Raw genomic sequence first — 15,341 nt, 5'->3', positions numbered from 1 at the left:
CCCTCGCTCCGCATCCCCCCGCTCCCCCTCCCGGCGCCGCTCCGCGGCCGCGTCCGGGACGCTCCCTCCTGGAGGTGCCCCCGTGGCCACCGTGCACGCCGCCGCCCCGCAACCGTCCGCCGGGACCGCCGACCGTGGGGACGCGGCCCGGCGGCGGGCAGGACGGTACTCGGGCTTCCGCCCCGAGGTGCAGGGCCTGCGCGCGGTGGCGGTGCTGCTCGTGGTGGTCTACCACGTGTTCCTCGGGCGGGTCTCCGGGGGAGTGGACATCTTCCTGCTGATCTCCGCCTTCTTCCTGACCCTGTCCTTCGTGCGCAAGCTCGAGGCGGGGAGGCCGCTGGCGCTGGGGCGGTACTGGCTGCACGTGTTCAAGCGGCTGCTGCCGCTGGCGGTGCTCACGATCCTGGGCGCCCTGGTGCTGGTGGAGCTGTTCTACCCGGGCTACGACGCCGGGCAGTGGCGCGCCGAGGCGCTGGCCTCGGTGTTCTACGCGGAGAACTGGGCGCTGGCGCTCAACGCGGTGGACTACTACGCCGCCGACCACTCGACCGCCTCGCCGTTCCAGCACTTCTGGTCCCTGTCGGTGCAGGGACAGGTGTTCCTGCTGTGGCCGCTGGTCTTCGCCGCGGCCTGGCTGATCTCCCGGCGGACCCGGTGGAGCCCCGTGCCGGTGCTGGCGGTCGTCTTCGGGGTGGTCTTCGCGGCCTCCCTGGCGTGGTCGGTGCACAGCACGGCCGTCCAGCAGGAGTTCGCCTACTTCGACACCCGCACCCGGCTGTGGGAGTTCGCCCTCGGGTCCCTGCTGGCCCTCGCGGTGCCCTGGCTGCGGCCCGGCCGCAGGGCGCGCGTGGTCCTGGGCTGGGCCGGTCTGGTGAGCATGGTCTCGGTGGGGGTGCTGGTCGACGTGCAGGGGGCGTTCCCCGGGTGGATCGCGCTGTGGCCGCTGCTCTCGGCCGCGGCGATCATCGTGGCCGGGCAGTCCGGGTCGCGCTTCGGGCTGGACCGGATCCTCGCCTCGGCGCCGCTGGTGCGGCTGGGGGACTCCGCCTACGCGCTCTACCTGATCCACTGGCCCGTGCTGGTCACCTACCTCGTGCTGCGGGACCGGCCCATGGCCGGGCCGCGGTCGGGGGTCGCGATCGTGCTGGTCTGCCTGGTGCTCGCGGTGCTGGCCACCCGGCTGGTCGAGGACCCGCTCAAGCGCTGGGCCTGGCCCGAGCGGTCCCGGCTGCGGCTGGCCGCGGTGATCGTGGTGTGCCTGGCGGCGGTCGCGGTCCCGGTGACCGCGGCCCGGGTGGCCGAGGAGCGGCGGGCGGTGGAGATCGCGGCGTCGGCCGACCGCAACAACCCCGGGGCGGCGGCCCTGCTGCCGGGCTTCCGGTACGAGGGCGACCCGGACGCCGAGACCGTCCCCGTGATCACCGGGGAGCCGTACGCCAAGCCGTCGCTCGGCGAGCCCTGCCCGCCCGGCACGGGGGTCGGCGAGCGCTTCCGGCAGTGGTGCTTCGACACCGTCCCGAACCCCGAGCCCGCCGCCACGATGCTGGTGATCGGCAACAGCCACGTGCACCAGTGGATCCCCGCCGTCGAGCTCCTGGCCGAGCGCAACGACTGGCGGGTGGTCACCTACATCCGCGGCAACTGCCTGTACGCCCTGCCCGAGGAGCAGGTGGCCGACCACGAGGCGTGCGCGCGCTGGCTCGAGGGCGCCGACCCCGTGGTGGAGGCCGTGGACCCGGACCTGGTGCTGGTGCAGGGCACCCGCAGCACGGACGAGGACCAGGAGCAGTTCACCCACGGGATGGAGCAGCGCATCCGCGGGCTGGCGGAGCGCGGCATCCAGGTCCTCGGCCTGCGCGACAACGCCCGGTTCGACTTCGTCCCCGCGCGCTGCGCCGCGGACCACGGGGCCGACGCCCCCGAGTGCGCCGCCTCCCACGTCATCCTGGGCCCGGACAGCCCGCTGGCCCCGGTGGCCGAGCTGCCGCGGGTCACGATGGTCGACATGGGGGACCTCATCTGCCCGGACGGCACCTGCGTCCCGGTCATCGGCAACGTGTTCACGTACTGGGACAACAACCACCTCACCGTCGAGTACGTGCGGAGCCTGGCGCCCCTGTTCGCGGAGCGCGTCGAGGAGGCCCTGCGCGCGGACGGGGCCGGGTTCCCCGCGGGGTCGTGAGCGCGGCCACAGCCGTCCGCCGGCCGGGACCCGGCCCGTAGAATGATCGCGACTCCCTCGAAGCTGAAAGGCCCCACCGTGTCGGATACCGCCGTCCCCACCGCCCTGTCCGAGGACCCGTTCGGGTTCACCGGGCTGACCTACGACGACGTGCTGCTGCTGCCCGGCAACACGGACGTCATCCCGTCCGAGGCGTCGACGCGCACCCGCCTGTCCCGGCGAATCGACCTGGAGGTGCCGCTGCTGTCCGCCGCCATGGACACCGTCACCGAGTCCTCGATGGCGATCGCGATGGCCCGCCAGGGCGGCATCGGCGTGATCCACCGCAACCTCTCGATCCAGGACCAGGCCGAGCACGTGGACCGGGTGAAGCGCAGCGAGTCCGGGATGATCACCGACCCCGTCACCATCTCCCCGGCGGCGACCCTCGAGGAGCTGGACCGGCTCTGCGGCTACTACCGGGTCTCCGGGCTGCCCGTCGTGGACGCCGAGCAGAAGCTGCTGGGGATCATCACCAACCGCGACACCCGGTACCTGCCGGAGAGTGAGTTCCCGCGGCGCCGGGTGCACGAGATCATGACGCCCATGCCGCTGATCACCGGCAAGGTCGGGATGGCGAAGGACGACGCGCACCGGCTCCTGGCGACCAACAAGATCGAGAAGCTGCCGCTCGTCGACGACGCCGGCCGGCTCACCGGCCTGATCACGATCAAGGACTTCACCAAGGCCGAGCAGTACCCCCACGCCACCAAGGACGACGAGGGCCGGCTGCGCGTCGGCGCCGCCGTCGGCTTCTTCGGCGACGGCTTCGAACGGGCCATGACCCTCGTCGAGGCCGGCGTGGACGCCCTGTTCATCGACACCGCCAACGGGCACTCCCAGGGCGTGCTGGACATGATCGCCCGGCTCAAGGCGGAGACCGCCGCCGCGCACGTGGACGTCATCGGCGGGCAGGCGGCCACCCGCCACGGCGCGCAGGCCATCGTGGACGCCGGGGCGGACGCCGTGAAGGTGGGCGTGGGCCCCGGCTCGATCTGCACCACCCGCATCATCGCCGGCGTGGGCGTCCCCCAGATCACCGCCGTCAACGAGGCGGCGAAGGCGGCGATCCCGGCGGGCGTGCCCCTGATCGCCGACGGCGGCCTGCAGTACTCCGGCGACATCGGCAAGGCGCTCGTGGCCGGCGCGGACTCCGTGATGGTCGGGTCCCTGCTCGCGGGCTGCGACGAGTCCCCGGGCGAGCTGATCTTCGTCAACGGCAAGCAGTTCAAGACCTACCGGGGGATGGGCTCGCTGGGGGCCATGCAGTCCCGCGGCAAGAACACCTCCTACTCCAAGGACCGCTACTTCCAGGCAGACGTCGCCAGTGACGAGAAGCTCATCCCCGAGGGCATCGAGGGCCAGGTCCCGTACCGCGGCCCGCTCTCGGCCGTGGTCCACCAGCTCGACGGCGGCCTGCGCCAGACGATGTTCTACGTGGGCGCCCACACCGTCGAGGAGCTCAAGCACGAGGGCCGGTTCGTGCGGATCACGCCGGCCGGGCTCAAGGAGTCCCACCCGCACGACATCACGATGACCGTCGAGGCCCCCAACTACCAGCGCTGAGCGACCGTCCGCAGCACCGTTCGGAAAGGACACCATGAGCTACGACATCGAGATCGGCCGCTCCAAACGCGCCCGCCGCACCTTCTCCCTGGACGAGATCGCCCTCGTCCCTTCCCGCCGCACCCGCGACCCCCGGGACGTGTCCACGGACTGGCAGATCGACGCCTACCGGTTCTCCATCCCGTTCCTGGGCGCCCCGATGGACTCGGCGACGTCCCCGGAGACGGCCATCGCCCTCGGCCGCGCCGGGGGACTGGGCGTGCTGGACCTCGAGGGGCTGTGGACCCGCTACGAGGACCCGCAGCCGGTGCTCGACGAGATCGCGGCGCTCTCCGGCGAGGACGCCCCGGCGTCCACGCGCCGGATGCAGGAGCTCTACGAGGCGCCCGTCCAGCCGGAGCTGATCACGGCCCGGCTGGCGCAGATCCGCGAGGCGGGCGTCATCGTCGCCGGGTCCCTGACGCCGCAGCGCACGGTGGAGCACTACCGCACCGTCCTGGACGCCGGCGTGGACGTCTTCGTGATCCGCGGGACCACGGTCTCCGCGGAGCACGTCTCCCGCAACCAGGAGCCGCTGGACCTCAAGAAGTTCATCTACGACCTCGACGTCCCGGTCATCGTGGGCGGCGCCGCGGGCTACACGCCGGCGCTGCACCTCATGCGCACGGGCGCGGCCGGCGTGCTCGTGGGCTTCGGCGGCGGCGCGTCCATGCGCATCCAGAACACCCTGGGGATCCACGCGGCCATGGCCACGGCGATCTCCGACGTCGCGGCCGCCCGCCGGGACTACCTCGACGAGTCCGGCGGGCGCTACGTCCACGTCATCGCCGACGGCGGCGTGGGGGTCTCCGGGGACATCGTGAAGGCGCTCGCCATGGGCGCGGACGCCGTGATGCTCGGCACCGCGCTGGCCCGCACGGAGGAGGCGCCCGGGCAGGGCTGGCACTGGGGCGCGGAGGCCCACCACGGGCAGCTGCCGCGCGGGCTCCGCACCCGCGTGGGCACCGTGGGCCCCCTCGAGGAGGTGCTCTTCGGGCCGTCCCGCCACGTGGACGGCACCTCCAACCTCGTGGGCGCGCTGCGCCGCTCGATGGCCACCACCGGGTACCTGGAGCTCAAGGAGTTCCAGCGCGCCGAGGTGGTCATCCGCGGCTGACCCGCGACCGCCCCGCGGGGGCCAGTGCCGCGCCCCGCCGGCCCGGCACGGGCCCCCGCCGCAACTGGCGAACGCCCAGGAAGGCGCACTAGCCTTGACGGGTGCTCACGACCGCCCTGCGCCCCCGCTCGATCCTCGCCATGATCGTGAGCCTCGGGCTGGCCGTGGGCTTCGTGCTGCTGAGCCAGTGGCAGCTGGAGTCCAGCGAGCAGTCCCGCACGGTCGCGGACCCCGCGAAGGACGTGGCCGTCCCGCTCACCGAGGCCGCTGAGGCCGGCGCCCCCGTGACCGCCGCGCAGGCCGACCAGCTCGTCACCGTCACCGGCGACTACCGGGACGGGTCCACCGTCCTGGTCCCGGGCCGGCTGCAGGACGGGACGGAGGGCTGGTGGGCCGTCACCGCCCTCGACGTCCCGGACACCGGGCAGCTGTGGCCGGACGCCGGCGGGGAGCTCACCCTCGCGGTGGCCCGCGGCTGGACCGCCGATCCCGCCGCCGTGCCGGAGGAGCCGGCGGGCGCCGTCGACGTCGTCGGCCGGTACCTGCCCGCCGAGGGCCCGGTGCCCGGCGCCGACCTGCCCGCGGGGCAGGTGGGCACGGTGTCCCCGGCGCAGCTCACCAACCGCTGGGACGCCCCGCTGTGGTCCGGGTACCTGGCCGCCTTCGCCGAGAACCCCGCGTCCGCGCCCTTCCAGCTCGCCGGGGATGGGACCCTCGCCCCGGACGCCGCGCTGCTGAGCCCGGGGCTGTCCCGGCTCGACATCGACCAGCAGCCCACGGACGAGTCCGTGAACCTGCTCAACCTCTTCTACGCGGTCGAGTGGGTGGTCTTCGCCGGGTTCGCCCTCTACATCTGGTGGCGGTTCGTGCGCGACGAGTGGCAGCGCGAGCAGAACCCCGAGGAGTACTTCTACTTCGAGGGCGAGTACTACTACGACGAGGCGGCCGGGCGCTACTACTACTACGACCCCGAGGCGGGGGAGTACTACTGGTTCGACGACCAGCCCGGCGCCCGGGCGGGCGAGCCCAGCACCCACGACAGGACCCAGGACAGGACCGGAGCCCACCATGACTGAACCCACGCAGCCGACCCCCGCCCCGAAGGACCGCACCGACGGGGTGCGGGTCTCCCTCCCGCCGGACGCCCGCCCCGCGGAGGCGGCGTCCCCGGGCCGCGTCCCGCGCCGGGCGGCCGCCCTGCAGCCGCGCCGCCGCTTCGGGGGCACCGAGGCCCAGATCCGCGGGGCCCTGGGCTTCTACATGGTCTGTGCGTGGATCTCCGGGACCTTCCTGCTCCTGCTCGTGGCCGAGATGATCACCCGCTACGGACTGGGCTACGACCTCGTCGCGGGCGGCACCGACCGGGCCACGGGGGAGACCGTGGCCCTCGGCTGGCAGGACCTCGAGCTCGAGAACCTCGCGGGCGGGGTCAACATCTCCACGTGGATCCTCATCGTGCACGGCTGGTTCTACGTGGTCTACCTCATCTCCTGCTTCCGGATCTGGACGCTCATGCGCTGGCCCTTCCCGCAGCTCGTGGTGATGGCCCTGGGCGGCGTGGTGCCGTTCCTGTCCTTCGTGGTGGAGCGCAAGATCCACGCCTCCACCACCGCCGAGCTGCGCGCCAACCCGAAGGCCGCGAAGCGGTACTGAGCCCTCCCCGCGCCTGGCCTAGGATGGAGGGCGTGACCGAAACAGCTGAGACCCGCACCGATCTGGAGCAGCGCCCGGTCCTGGTGGTCGACTACGGCGCGCAGTACGCGCAGCTGATCGCCCGCCGGGTCCGCGAGGCCAGTGTCTATTCCGAGATCGTCCCCCACACCTGGTCGACCGAGCAGATCCTCGCCAAGAACCCGGCGGCGATCATCCTCTCGGGCGGCCCCTCCTCCGTCTACGCCGAGGACGCACCGCAGCAGGACGCGGCGCTCTTCGAGGCCGGGGTGCCCGTCCTGGGCATCTGCTACGGCTTCCAGGCCATGGCGCAGGCCCTCGGCGGGACCGTCGCGCACACCGGCGCCCGCGAGTACGGGGCCACCACCGCCACCGCCGTCGGCGGCCCCACGGCCTCCATCCTGGAGGGCTCCCCGGGCACCCAGACCGTGTGGATGAGCCACGGCGACTCGGTCGTCGAGGCCCCCGCCGGCTTCGAGGTGCTCGCCTCCACGGAGACCACCCCGGTGGCCGCGTTCGCCGACGACGCCCGCCGGCTCTACGGCGTGCAGTGGCACCCGGAGGTCAAGCACTCCGTGCACGGGCAGCAGGTGCTCGAGCACTTCCTCTTCGACGGCGCCCGGGTCGAGCCCACCTGGTCGACCGGCAACATCATCGAGGAGCACGTCCAGCGGATCCGCGCGCAGGTCGGCTCTGCGTCCGTGATCTGCGGTCTCTCCGGCGGCGTGGACTCCGCCGTGGCCGCCGCCCTGGTCCAGCGGGCCGTGGGCGACCAGCTCACCTGCGTGTTCGTGGACCACGGGCTGCTGCGCGAGGGCGAGGCCGAGCAGGTCGAGCAGGACTTCGTGGCCGCGACCGGCGTCAACCTCTACGTGGCCGAGGAGAAGGAGCGCTTCCTCACCGCGCTCGCCGGCGTCACCGACCCCGAGCAGAAGCGCAAGATCATCGGCCGGGAGTTCATCCGCTCCTTCGAGGCCGCCGCGGAGGAGGTCGCCAAGACCGCCGCCCAGGAGGGCGAGCCCGTGCGCTTCCTCGTCCAGGGCACCCTCTACCCCGACGTGGTGGAGTCCGGCGGCGGGGAGGGCGCCGCCAACATCAAGAGCCACCACAACGTGGGCGGGCTGCCCGAGGACCTGCAGTTCGAGCTCGTGGAGCCGCTGCGCACGCTGTTCAAGGACGAGGTCCGCGCCGTGGGGCGCGAGCTCGGCCTGCCCCACGAGATCGTGGGCCGCCAGCCGTTCCCCGGCCCCGGGCTGGGCATCCGCATCATCGGGGAGATCACGGAGGCCAACCTCGCGGTCCTGCGCCGCGCCGACGCCATCGCCCGCGAGGAGCTGACCCGCGCCGGGCTCGACGACGAGGTGTGGCAGATGCCGGTCGTGCTCCTGGCGGACGTGCGCTCGGTGGGCGTGCAGGGCGACGGCCGCACGTACGGGCACCCCATCGTGCTGCGTCCCGTGTCCAGCGAGGACGCGATGACCGCCGACTGGTCGCGCCTGCCCTACGACCTGCTGGCCCGCGTCTCCAACCGCATCACCAACGAGGTCGAAGAGGTCAACCGGGTGGTCCTGGACGTCACGTCCAAGCCCCCGAGCACCATCGAGTGGGAGTAGGCCCGGGGGCGGGCCCAGGGCCCGCCCCGCACGGGCGGTACACGAGCAGCCGGGGTCGAGCGGTCCGCACGGACCGCTCGACCCGTGCGTGAGCGGTGCCCGGCCCCCGGGCCGAGGCGCAGGAGGAGAACCATGTCGATCGGAGCCGACCGCACCCCCCAGGAGTCGGACACCTCCCGGGCGCAGCCCCCGCGCGTCTCGCTGCAGCCCTGGACCCGCCAGATGGACGCCTACACCGGCCCGGACACGCTGCTGGACTTCAACCAGGTCGACAACGTCTGCATCGACCTCACCGAGGCGAACTCCTCGGGGCAGGCCCAGCTGCTCATGGGCCGCCCCACCCGCCTGTCCACGATCGTGCACGACCCCGAGGCCTACGGGCACGCCGTGCGCGCGGCCCGGTCCCTGCGCACCAAGACCCACGAGCTGTCGGTCAACCACGGGCTGGACGCCGCGTACCTCGCCGCCGGCACCGCGTCCTGGCTCGCCCGGCCCCGGGGCTCCGACCCGACCGGCGCCGGACAGCGCCGCTGGATCGCCCCCGTCCTGCTCGCGCCCCTCGCCCTGAAGCCGCGCCCGGACCTCGACGACTTCGAGCTCCAGCTCGTCGGCCCCGCCCGGCTCAACCCCGCCATGGTCCGCCGGCTGGCCGCGGACCACGGCGTGGACCTGACCTCCGGCGAGCTCGCCCGCCTCGCCTACGGCACCCGCCGGCTCGACCCGGCCCCCGCCCTCGAGACCCTGCGCACCCTCGCCGGGGCGGTGCCCGGGATGCACGTCGAGCACAAGCTGCTCGTCTCCACGTTCGCCGATCTGCACGACCGGCCCGCCGACCTGTCGGTCGTGGCCCGCACCGCGGTGGTCCGGGACCTCGCCCGGCTCAAGGACTCCGCGGTCGGACGGATCCCCCAGGTCGAGGAGATCACGGACGACGCGCCCCCGCTGGACCAGCGCGACCCCGCCGACGAGCTCCTCCTGCTCGACGCCGACGGCCCCCAGCAGGAGGTCCTCGACCTCGCCGCCCAGGGCCACTCCTTCGTGGTGACCGCGGCCCCCGGCACCGGGCAGCTCGACACCGCCGTCAACACGGTGGGCACCCTCGTGGCCGCCGGCCGGACCGTCCTGGTCCTGGGCGAGCGGCGCACCACGCTCGCCGCGTTCGGGCGGCGGATGGACGGGCTGGGCCTGGGCACCGCCGTCCTGCCGCTGTCCTCCCAGCTCAGCGACGCCGACGTGGCCCAGCAGCTCGTCCGGGCGGTGGCCCGCAACGAGCGCGCCGAGCGACCGGACCTCGCCGAGCTGCACGAGACGCTGCGCACCAGCCGGGACCAGCTCGCCGAGCACGTGCGGTCCCTGCACACCGTGCGGCCCCGGTGGTCCGTCTCCCCGTACCGGGCCGTGCAGGCGCTCGCCGAGCTGACCTCCCGCCGGCCGGCGCCCGCCACGGCCGTGCGGTTCCCGCGCTCCGTGCTCGACGCGGTCACGGAGCGCGGCGACGCCGTCGCCCGGCTCGAGCGCGCCGCCGAGCTCGGGGCCTTCGACGCCGGGACCCTGGCCGGGCCCTGGACCGGGGCGCGCCTGGTCAACGAGGACGAGGCCCGGCAGGCGCACCGGCTGGCCCAGTCCCTGCTCCTGGAGCTCACCACCCTCGAGACCGGGATGCGGCACGTCCTGGCCACCAGCGGGCTGCGCGGCGGCACGACCGTGCCCGAGTGGGGCCGGCAGCTGCGGCTGCTGCAGGAGGTCCAGGACTCCCTGACCCGCTTCACGCCCGACATCTACGACCGGCCCGTGACGGACCTGGTCGCCGCGACCGCCGGGTCGGGCTGGCGGCGGGAGCACGGGATCGAGATGACCGGGCTGCAGCGCTCACGGCTGCGCAAGGCCGCGAAGGAGTACATCCGGCACGGGGTGCACCTCTCGGACCTGCACGCCGCCCTGCTGCGCGTGCAGTCGGAGCGGGAGCGGTGGCGGGAGTGGGCCACCTCGTCCACGCACCCGGTCGTCTCCGAGCGGGTCGAGGAGCTCGCGGCCGTGCAGGCCCGCTTCGTGGAAGACCTCGAGGGCCTGGCCATCGCCCTCGAGGGCTCGTCCACCGGCGCCGACCTCCTGGGGCTGCCGATCGACCGGCTGCGCGAGACCCTGGACGGGCTCATCAACGACGAGGAGAACCTCGCCGTGCTGCCCGAGCGCACCGTCCTGCTCGACGAGCTGCGCGGCCAGGGCCTCGGCGAGCTCGTGGACGACCTCGTGCGGCGCACCGTGCCCCGCGCTGAGGTCTCCGGGGAGTTCGACCTCGCGTGGTGGCAGTCCACGCTCGAGGCCATGATCACCGGCGACGACTTCCTGGCGATGCCGGAGGGGCACACCCTGCGCAAGGTGGAGTCCGTGTTCCGCCGCGCCGACGCGGCGCACGTGGCCTCCGGGGCCGGCCGGCTCCTCTGGGAGCTCGCCGATCGCTGGCAGCGCACCGTCCGGCGCTCCCCGCGCGCGGCGGCCGCCCTGCGCCGCATGCTCCGGGCGGGGGCCGCCCCGCTCGAGGAGGTCAGCGCCTCGGCGGGCGAGCTGATCGGCTCGCTGGTGCCCGTCTGGACGGCCAGCCCCCTGGTGCTCTCCGCGGCGCTGCCCGACGACCACGACTTCGACGCCGTGGTGGTGCTGGACGCCGAGAGCTCCCCGCTCGCGGCGGTGCTGCCGGCGCTGACCCGGTGCGGGCAGGTCATCGCGTTCGGGGACCCGCACCTGGGCCGCCCTCAGCCGTTCACGGTGGCGCCCACCGCGGTGCCCGCCCCGGGCGCCCAGCCGGTGGTCGAGGTGGACAGCGCCTTCGACGCCCTCTCCCGCGTGGTGCCGGAACGGACGCTGCGGACCGTGTACCGGTCCATGGACGAGCAGGTCTTCCGCCACCTCAACGAGCAGTTCTACGGCGGGCGCCTGAGCAGGCTCCCGCACGGTGAGTCCGTCACCGGGGCCACCCCCGTCCTCGACGTCGAGTACGTCCCGGACGGCGTGGGCGCCCTGACCGCCGGGATCGAGGGCATCCAGGCGCCCGCCGCCGAGGTGCGGCGCGTCGTGGAGCTCGTCTTCGAGCACGCCGCGCGCCACCCGCGCCGGTCCCTGGCCGTGGTCACGGCCAGCGCGGTGCACGCCGCGCGGATCGCGCAGGCCGTCCGGCAGCGGATGCGCGAGGAGCCCGCCGCCGCGGCCTTCTTCGCCCCGGGCCCCGAGTCCTTCCGGGTGGTCGACCTGCACCGGGCGGCGGGCATCGTGCGGGACACCGTCATCTTCTCGCTGGGCTTCGGCAAGACGGCCAACGGGCGCACCGTGCCGTACCTCGGGGCGCTGTCGGAGCGGCACGGCCGCCAGCACTTCGTTCTCGGCATGACCCGGGCCCGCCACAGCACCCGCATCGTGACCTCCCTGCACCCGGGGGAGATGGAGGGAAAGGGCCTCCAGCACGGCGCGCGGGACTTCGCCCGTGTGCTCGCCGCGCACCTCGGCGGCCTGTCGCCGGGGGAGGAGGAGGCCCGGGACACCCACGACGACGCCCTGGTGGTCGACCTCGCCCGCCGGCTGGTGGAGCGCGGTGCCTCGGTGCGGCTGGACTACGCGGGCGTCCTCGACCTGGTCGCCTGGGCCGGCACGGAGTCGCTGTCCGCGGGGGCCGTGGTCCCTGGCCGCACCCGTGCCGAGGGCCGGCCGCTGCGGATCCCCGTGGCCGGGCAGTCCGACGGCTCGCCGGAGAACGCCGCCCTGTCCGTGCGGGAGCGCTCGCGGCTGCGGCCCCAGCAGCTCGAGCGCACCGGCTGGAACTACCTCACGCTGTGGACCATCGAGGTCTTCACCGACCCGGACACCGTCGCCGAGCTGATCCGGCGCTATCTCGGCCTGCCCGCCGCCCCGCAGCGGGGTGACCGTGCCGGCTGAGCCGGGCCCGGCGTCCGGCGGGGACCCCGGGCCCGCCGAGCCGGACCGCGCCCCCCGGCGGGACGTGCCCGCCGCCCCGCGCCCCCGCCGGCGCGGGCCGAGGCGTGCCACCGGGGGCACGTTCACCGACGGCACGTCCACCGGGGCGGAGCCGCACCTGCCCGGCCTGGACGGGCGGGCGTCCGCGGCGGACGCGGACCGGGCGGACGAGGCCTCCGATCGGGCCCACGAGGACTGGCTCAGGGCCCAGCGGCCTCCGCACTGGGACTGACCGGCGCCGGGACGAGGACCACGGTGGTGCGCCCGGTGCCGCCCGCGCCCGCGAGCTGCGCGGCGCCCTCGTGCGGGGCCCCCACCACCAGCAGTCCCTCCTCCTCGGAGGTGCCGGGCCCGGCGAGCAGACCGCCGTCCCCACCGGGGGCCGCGGAGGAGACCCACAGCACGGGCAGGCCCCTGCCCAGGACCTGACGCCCGCCCGGCGCGGCGCCGTCGGGCAGGTGGACGACGTCCACGTGGTCGCCTGCGCGCACGTGCCGCAGCACACCGGGGTCGTCGATGCGCAGCGTCACCGCCGTGACGCCCCCGTCCTGTCCCGTCAGCAGTCCCGGGCCCACGAGCGCGGTCTCCGTCAGCGGCTGCCCGGGGCCCGCGGCGCCCGCCAGGACGCGCCCGGACAGCTCCGCGGGGTCGGCCACGGCACCCTCCGGCGCCAGCCCGTGGGGATAGGCGGCCACCGCGAGCCGCTCCGGGGTGACCACCGTGCCCGCGGGCAGCGCCTCGGCGGCGGTGACCACCGGCACCGTCCTGGTCTGGGGCGGGCCGAGCCGCAGGACCACCAGGGCCGCCGCGAGCCCGAGGAGCAGCGCGGCCACCAGCCGGCGGCGCCGGGACAGTGCCGAGCGCAGGTGCAGGGACAGCGGGTAGCGGCGTCGGACGGTCCGGGGGCGGCGGCTCATGCCGGGCACGCTACGGGCCGGGTGCCCGGGACCCCGCCGTTCCGGGGCCGCCTGGGGAGGGGCGGGCAGCGCCGCCCGGGAGGTGCCTCCCGTGCAGTGCGGACGCCGGGGCGGCGTCCGCGGACCGGCTCAGTCGGAGGACCCGCCCGCGGTCGCGGAGGCGGACGAGGACGACGCGCCCGCGCCGGCGGTCGCCGGGGTCGCGGTCTTCGCCGGCGCCGCCGGCTCGGCGGTGGAGGACGCGGAGGACGTGGAGGCGCCCGAGTCCGCGCCGCCGGAGCGCGAGTCGTTGCGGTAGAAGCCGGAGCCCTTGAACACCACGCCCACCGTGTTGAACTTCTTGCGCAGGCCCCCGTCGCACTCCGGGCAGACGGTCAGGGCGTCCTCGCTGAACGACTGGCGGATGTCGAACGCGTGGCCGCAGTCCTTGCAGGCGTAGGCGTAGACGGGCATGGGTCCTCCTGGGAAGGGTCGACGAGCGCGCTCGTTGGCACTCGAAGGGGTCGACTGCCGATTCTACCGTGTTCCCCGCGCCGGACCGGCGGGCCCCTCCAGCCGCACGGTCCCGTTCTCCGTGAGGGCCAGCGGCACGGGGGCGTCGAGCTCCTCGACCGGCACGGACCCGGCCGGGAGGACCTCGTCGGCGAAGACGCACACCACGGTGCGCAGCTCCGGGTGCGCCGTGCGCGGCAGCGTGGCGAGGAAGCGGTCGTAGTAGCCGCCGCCGAAGCCCAGCCGCGCGCCGCCGGGCGCCACGGCGAGCGCGGGCACCAGCAGCAGACCCACCGCGTGCATCACCTCCGCGCCGTGGCGGGCGCCCACGGGCTCGCGCAGTCCGCCCGCGCCGCCGGACCGCTCGGGGGTGTCCGGCGTCCACCGCGCCCACGAGAGCCGGCGCCCGGGCTCGCACACGGGCACCCAGATCCGGTGGCCGCGGTGGTGAGCCGTGACGAGAGCGGGCTCGAGGGGCGGCTCTGTGGCCAGCGGCAGGTACGCGGCGACGTCGAGGTGCGGGCGGTCGGCCAGCAGCTCGGTCAGGTGCCGGTCGAAGGCCACGGCGGCGTGCTCGCGGGCGGCCCGGGAGCGCCGCGCGCGGGCCGCCACGAGCTGCCGGCGCAACCGGGTCTTGGCCTCGGCGGGACCGCGGGGGTCGGTCATCGTCGTGTCCGCTCCTCGTCCGACGCTCGGCCCGGGAGGCGCCCGGACGCGCCGGCCCTGGCGGGCCGGTGGTGCGAGGCTAGCCGCGCACCACCGCGGCGGGCAAGCGTGCCCGGGCGGGAATCCGCTGGTGGGAGCCCCCGATCCGTTAGCCTGAGCGCATGAGTGGAAACAGCAACCCCCGGACGGTCCGGAAGGCCGTCATTCCTGCCGCCGGGCTCGGCACCCGGTTCCTCCCCGCGACGAAGGCCATGCCCAAGGAGATGCTGCCGGTCGTGGACCGGCCGGCCATCCAGTACGTGGTCCAGGAGGCGGTCGACGCCGGCCTCCAGGACGTCCTGATGATCACCGGGCGCTCGAAGCGGGCGCTGGAGGACCACTTCGACCGGGTCCCGGCCCTGGAGCACCAGCTCGAGGAGTCGGGCAAGACCGATCTGCTGCGGGCGGTGGAGCACGCCTCCGAGCTCGGCGAGATCCACTACCTGCGCCAGGCGGACCCCAAGGGACTGGGGCACGCGGTGCTGCGGGCGAAGATCCACATCGGTGACGAGCCCTTCGCGGTGCTGCTGGGCGACGACCTGATCGACGCCCGGGACGAGCTGCTCACCGAGATGATCGCCGTGCAGGAGCGCACCGGCGGCTCCGTGGTCGCGCTGATGGAGGTCCCGGCCGAGCAGATCAGCGCCTACGGCTGCGCGGACGTCACCGCGGTGGAGGGGGAGGACTACGTGCGGATCAACGGGCTGGTGGAGAAGCCGGCCCCGGAGGACGCTCCGTCCAACCTGGCCGTGATCGGGCGCTACGTGCTGGTGCCGGAGGTGTTCGAGGTGCTGGAGAACACCGCCCCCGGGCGCGGCAACGAGATCCAGCTCACCGACGCGCTGCAGACCCTCGCCCAGCGCGAGGGCGAGGGCGGCGGGGTGTACGGGGTGGTCTTCAAGGGCCGTCGCTACGACACCGGCGACAAGCTCAGCTACCTCAAGGCCAACATCATCCTGGCCTCGGAGCGCGAGGACCTCGGGCCCGAGCTGTGCGAGTGGCTCAGGGAGTACACCCGGACCCTGCCGGTCGGC

General features: G+C 74.6%; 12 protein-coding genes. 9 read left to right on the top strand and 3 right to left on the bottom strand.

Annotation, left to right across the window (positions count from 1 at the left end):
- The first annotated feature begins 82 nt into the window (after window positions 1-82).
- From CK505_RS06255 to CK505_RS06220, 8 genes are all read left to right on the top strand, one after another.
- Entirely contained in the window at window positions 83-2,182 is a 2,100-nt protein-coding gene (locus tag CK505_RS06255) for an acyltransferase family protein (protein ID WP_255250899.1), read from the top strand.
- 78 nt (window positions 2,183-2,260) lie between these two features.
- Entirely contained in the window at window positions 2,261-3,787 is a 1,527-nt protein-coding gene (gene guaB, locus CK505_RS06250) for an IMP dehydrogenase (RefSeq protein WP_255250898.1), read from the top strand.
- A 34-nt stretch (window positions 3,788-3,821) separates the two neighbouring features.
- Window positions 3,822-4,943, top strand: coding sequence for a GuaB3 family IMP dehydrogenase-related protein (locus CK505_RS06245; protein ID WP_017833353.1), 1,122 nt, complete (start codon window positions 3,822-3,824; stop codon window positions 4,941-4,943).
- A gap of 101 nt (window positions 4,944-5,044) precedes the next feature.
- Window positions 5,045-6,019, top strand: a complete 975-nt coding sequence (locus CK505_RS06240; RefSeq protein WP_095650563.1) for an SURF1 family protein — start codon at window positions 5,045-5,047, stop codon at window positions 6,017-6,019.
- The gene (locus CK505_RS06235; RefSeq protein WP_017833355.1) at window positions 6,012-6,596 is read left to right on the top strand and encodes a DUF3817 domain-containing protein; all 585 of its coding nucleotides are present in this window, start codon (window positions 6,012-6,014) and stop codon (window positions 6,594-6,596) included. The genes CK505_RS06240 and CK505_RS06235 overlap by 8 nt, the downstream gene beginning before the upstream one ends.
- Window positions 6,597-6,619: 23 nt before the next feature.
- Complete coding sequence (guaA, locus tag CK505_RS06230) at window positions 6,620-8,227, top strand: glutamine-hydrolyzing GMP synthase (RefSeq protein ID WP_095650562.1); 1,608 nt, start codon at window positions 6,620-6,622, stop codon at window positions 8,225-8,227.
- 132 nt (window positions 8,228-8,359) lie between these two features.
- The gene (locus CK505_RS06225) at window positions 8,360-12,154 is read left to right on the top strand and encodes a hypothetical protein (RefSeq protein WP_095650561.1); all 3,795 of its coding nucleotides are present in this window, start codon (window positions 8,360-8,362) and stop codon (window positions 12,152-12,154) included.
- Window positions 12,144-12,425: a hypothetical protein gene (locus CK505_RS06220; RefSeq protein WP_095650560.1), complete on the top strand. Its 282-nt coding sequence runs from the start codon at window positions 12,144-12,146 to the stop codon at window positions 12,423-12,425. The genes CK505_RS06225 and CK505_RS06220 overlap by 11 nt, the downstream gene beginning before the upstream one ends.
- Here the strand turns inward: CK505_RS06220 and CK505_RS06215 are convergent.
- The 3 genes from CK505_RS06215 to CK505_RS06205 all read right to left on the bottom strand — a co-directional run bounded on the left by CK505_RS06215 (window position 12,394) and on the right by CK505_RS06205 (window position 14,268).
- Complete coding sequence (locus CK505_RS06215) at window positions 12,394-13,110, bottom strand: SAF domain-containing protein (RefSeq protein ID WP_095650600.1); 717 nt, start codon at window positions 13,108-13,110, stop codon at window positions 12,394-12,396. The two genes, CK505_RS06220 and CK505_RS06215, sit on opposite strands and share 32 nt — an antisense overlap.
- 129 nt (window positions 13,111-13,239) lie before the next feature.
- On the bottom strand, window positions 13,240-13,563 hold the full coding sequence (locus CK505_RS06210) for an FmdB family zinc ribbon protein (protein ID WP_095650559.1): 324 nt from the start codon (window positions 13,561-13,563) through the stop codon (window positions 13,240-13,242).
- A 63-nt stretch (window positions 13,564-13,626) separates the two neighbouring features.
- A complete protein-coding gene (locus tag CK505_RS06205; RefSeq protein ID WP_035924766.1) occupies window positions 13,627-14,268 on the bottom strand; it encodes a 5-formyltetrahydrofolate cyclo-ligase in 642 nt (213 codons plus the stop codon).
- A 161-nt stretch (window positions 14,269-14,429) separates the two neighbouring features.
- Between CK505_RS06205 and galU the strand changes: the two genes are divergently transcribed.
- Window positions 14,430-15,341 (top strand): UTP--glucose-1-phosphate uridylyltransferase GalU (gene galU, locus CK505_RS06200; RefSeq protein WP_031282980.1); only part of this gene is annotated, 912 nt, incomplete at its 3' end.

This window comes from Kocuria sp. WN036 (genome assembly GCF_002287015.1).
Taxonomy (GTDB): Bacteria; Actinomycetota; Actinomycetes; order Actinomycetales; family Micrococcaceae; genus Kocuria; species Kocuria rosea.
The sequence above is the reverse complement of the archived record's forward strand: the minus strand, read 5'-3'. Positions and strand labels throughout refer to the sequence as shown.

What these genes read in the sequence shown, in the direction of transcription:
- CK505_RS06235 (WP_017833355.1), top strand. Translation starts at nt 6,012, where the DNA reads ATGACTGAACCCACGCAGCCGACCCCCGCCCCGAAGGACCGCACCGAC.
- CK505_RS06215 (WP_095650600.1), bottom strand. Translation starts at nt 13,110, where the DNA reads ATGAGCCGCCGCCCCCGGACCGTCCGACGCCGCTACCCGCTGTCCCTG.
- CK505_RS06210 (WP_095650559.1), bottom strand. Translation starts at nt 13,563, where the DNA reads ATGCCCGTCTACGCCTACGCCTGCAAGGACTGCGGCCACGCGTTCGAC.
- guaA (WP_095650562.1), top strand. Translation starts at nt 6,620, where the DNA reads ATGGAGGGCGTGACCGAAACAGCTGAGACCCGCACCGATCTGGAGCAG.
- CK505_RS06205 (WP_035924766.1), bottom strand. Translation starts at nt 14,268, where the DNA reads ATGACCGACCCCCGCGGTCCCGCCGAGGCCAAGACCCGGTTGCGCCGG.
- CK505_RS06225 (WP_095650561.1), top strand. Translation starts at nt 8,360, where the DNA reads ATGTCGATCGGAGCCGACCGCACCCCCCAGGAGTCGGACACCTCCCGG.
- CK505_RS06245 (WP_017833353.1), top strand. Translation starts at nt 3,822, where the DNA reads ATGAGCTACGACATCGAGATCGGCCGCTCCAAACGCGCCCGCCGCACC.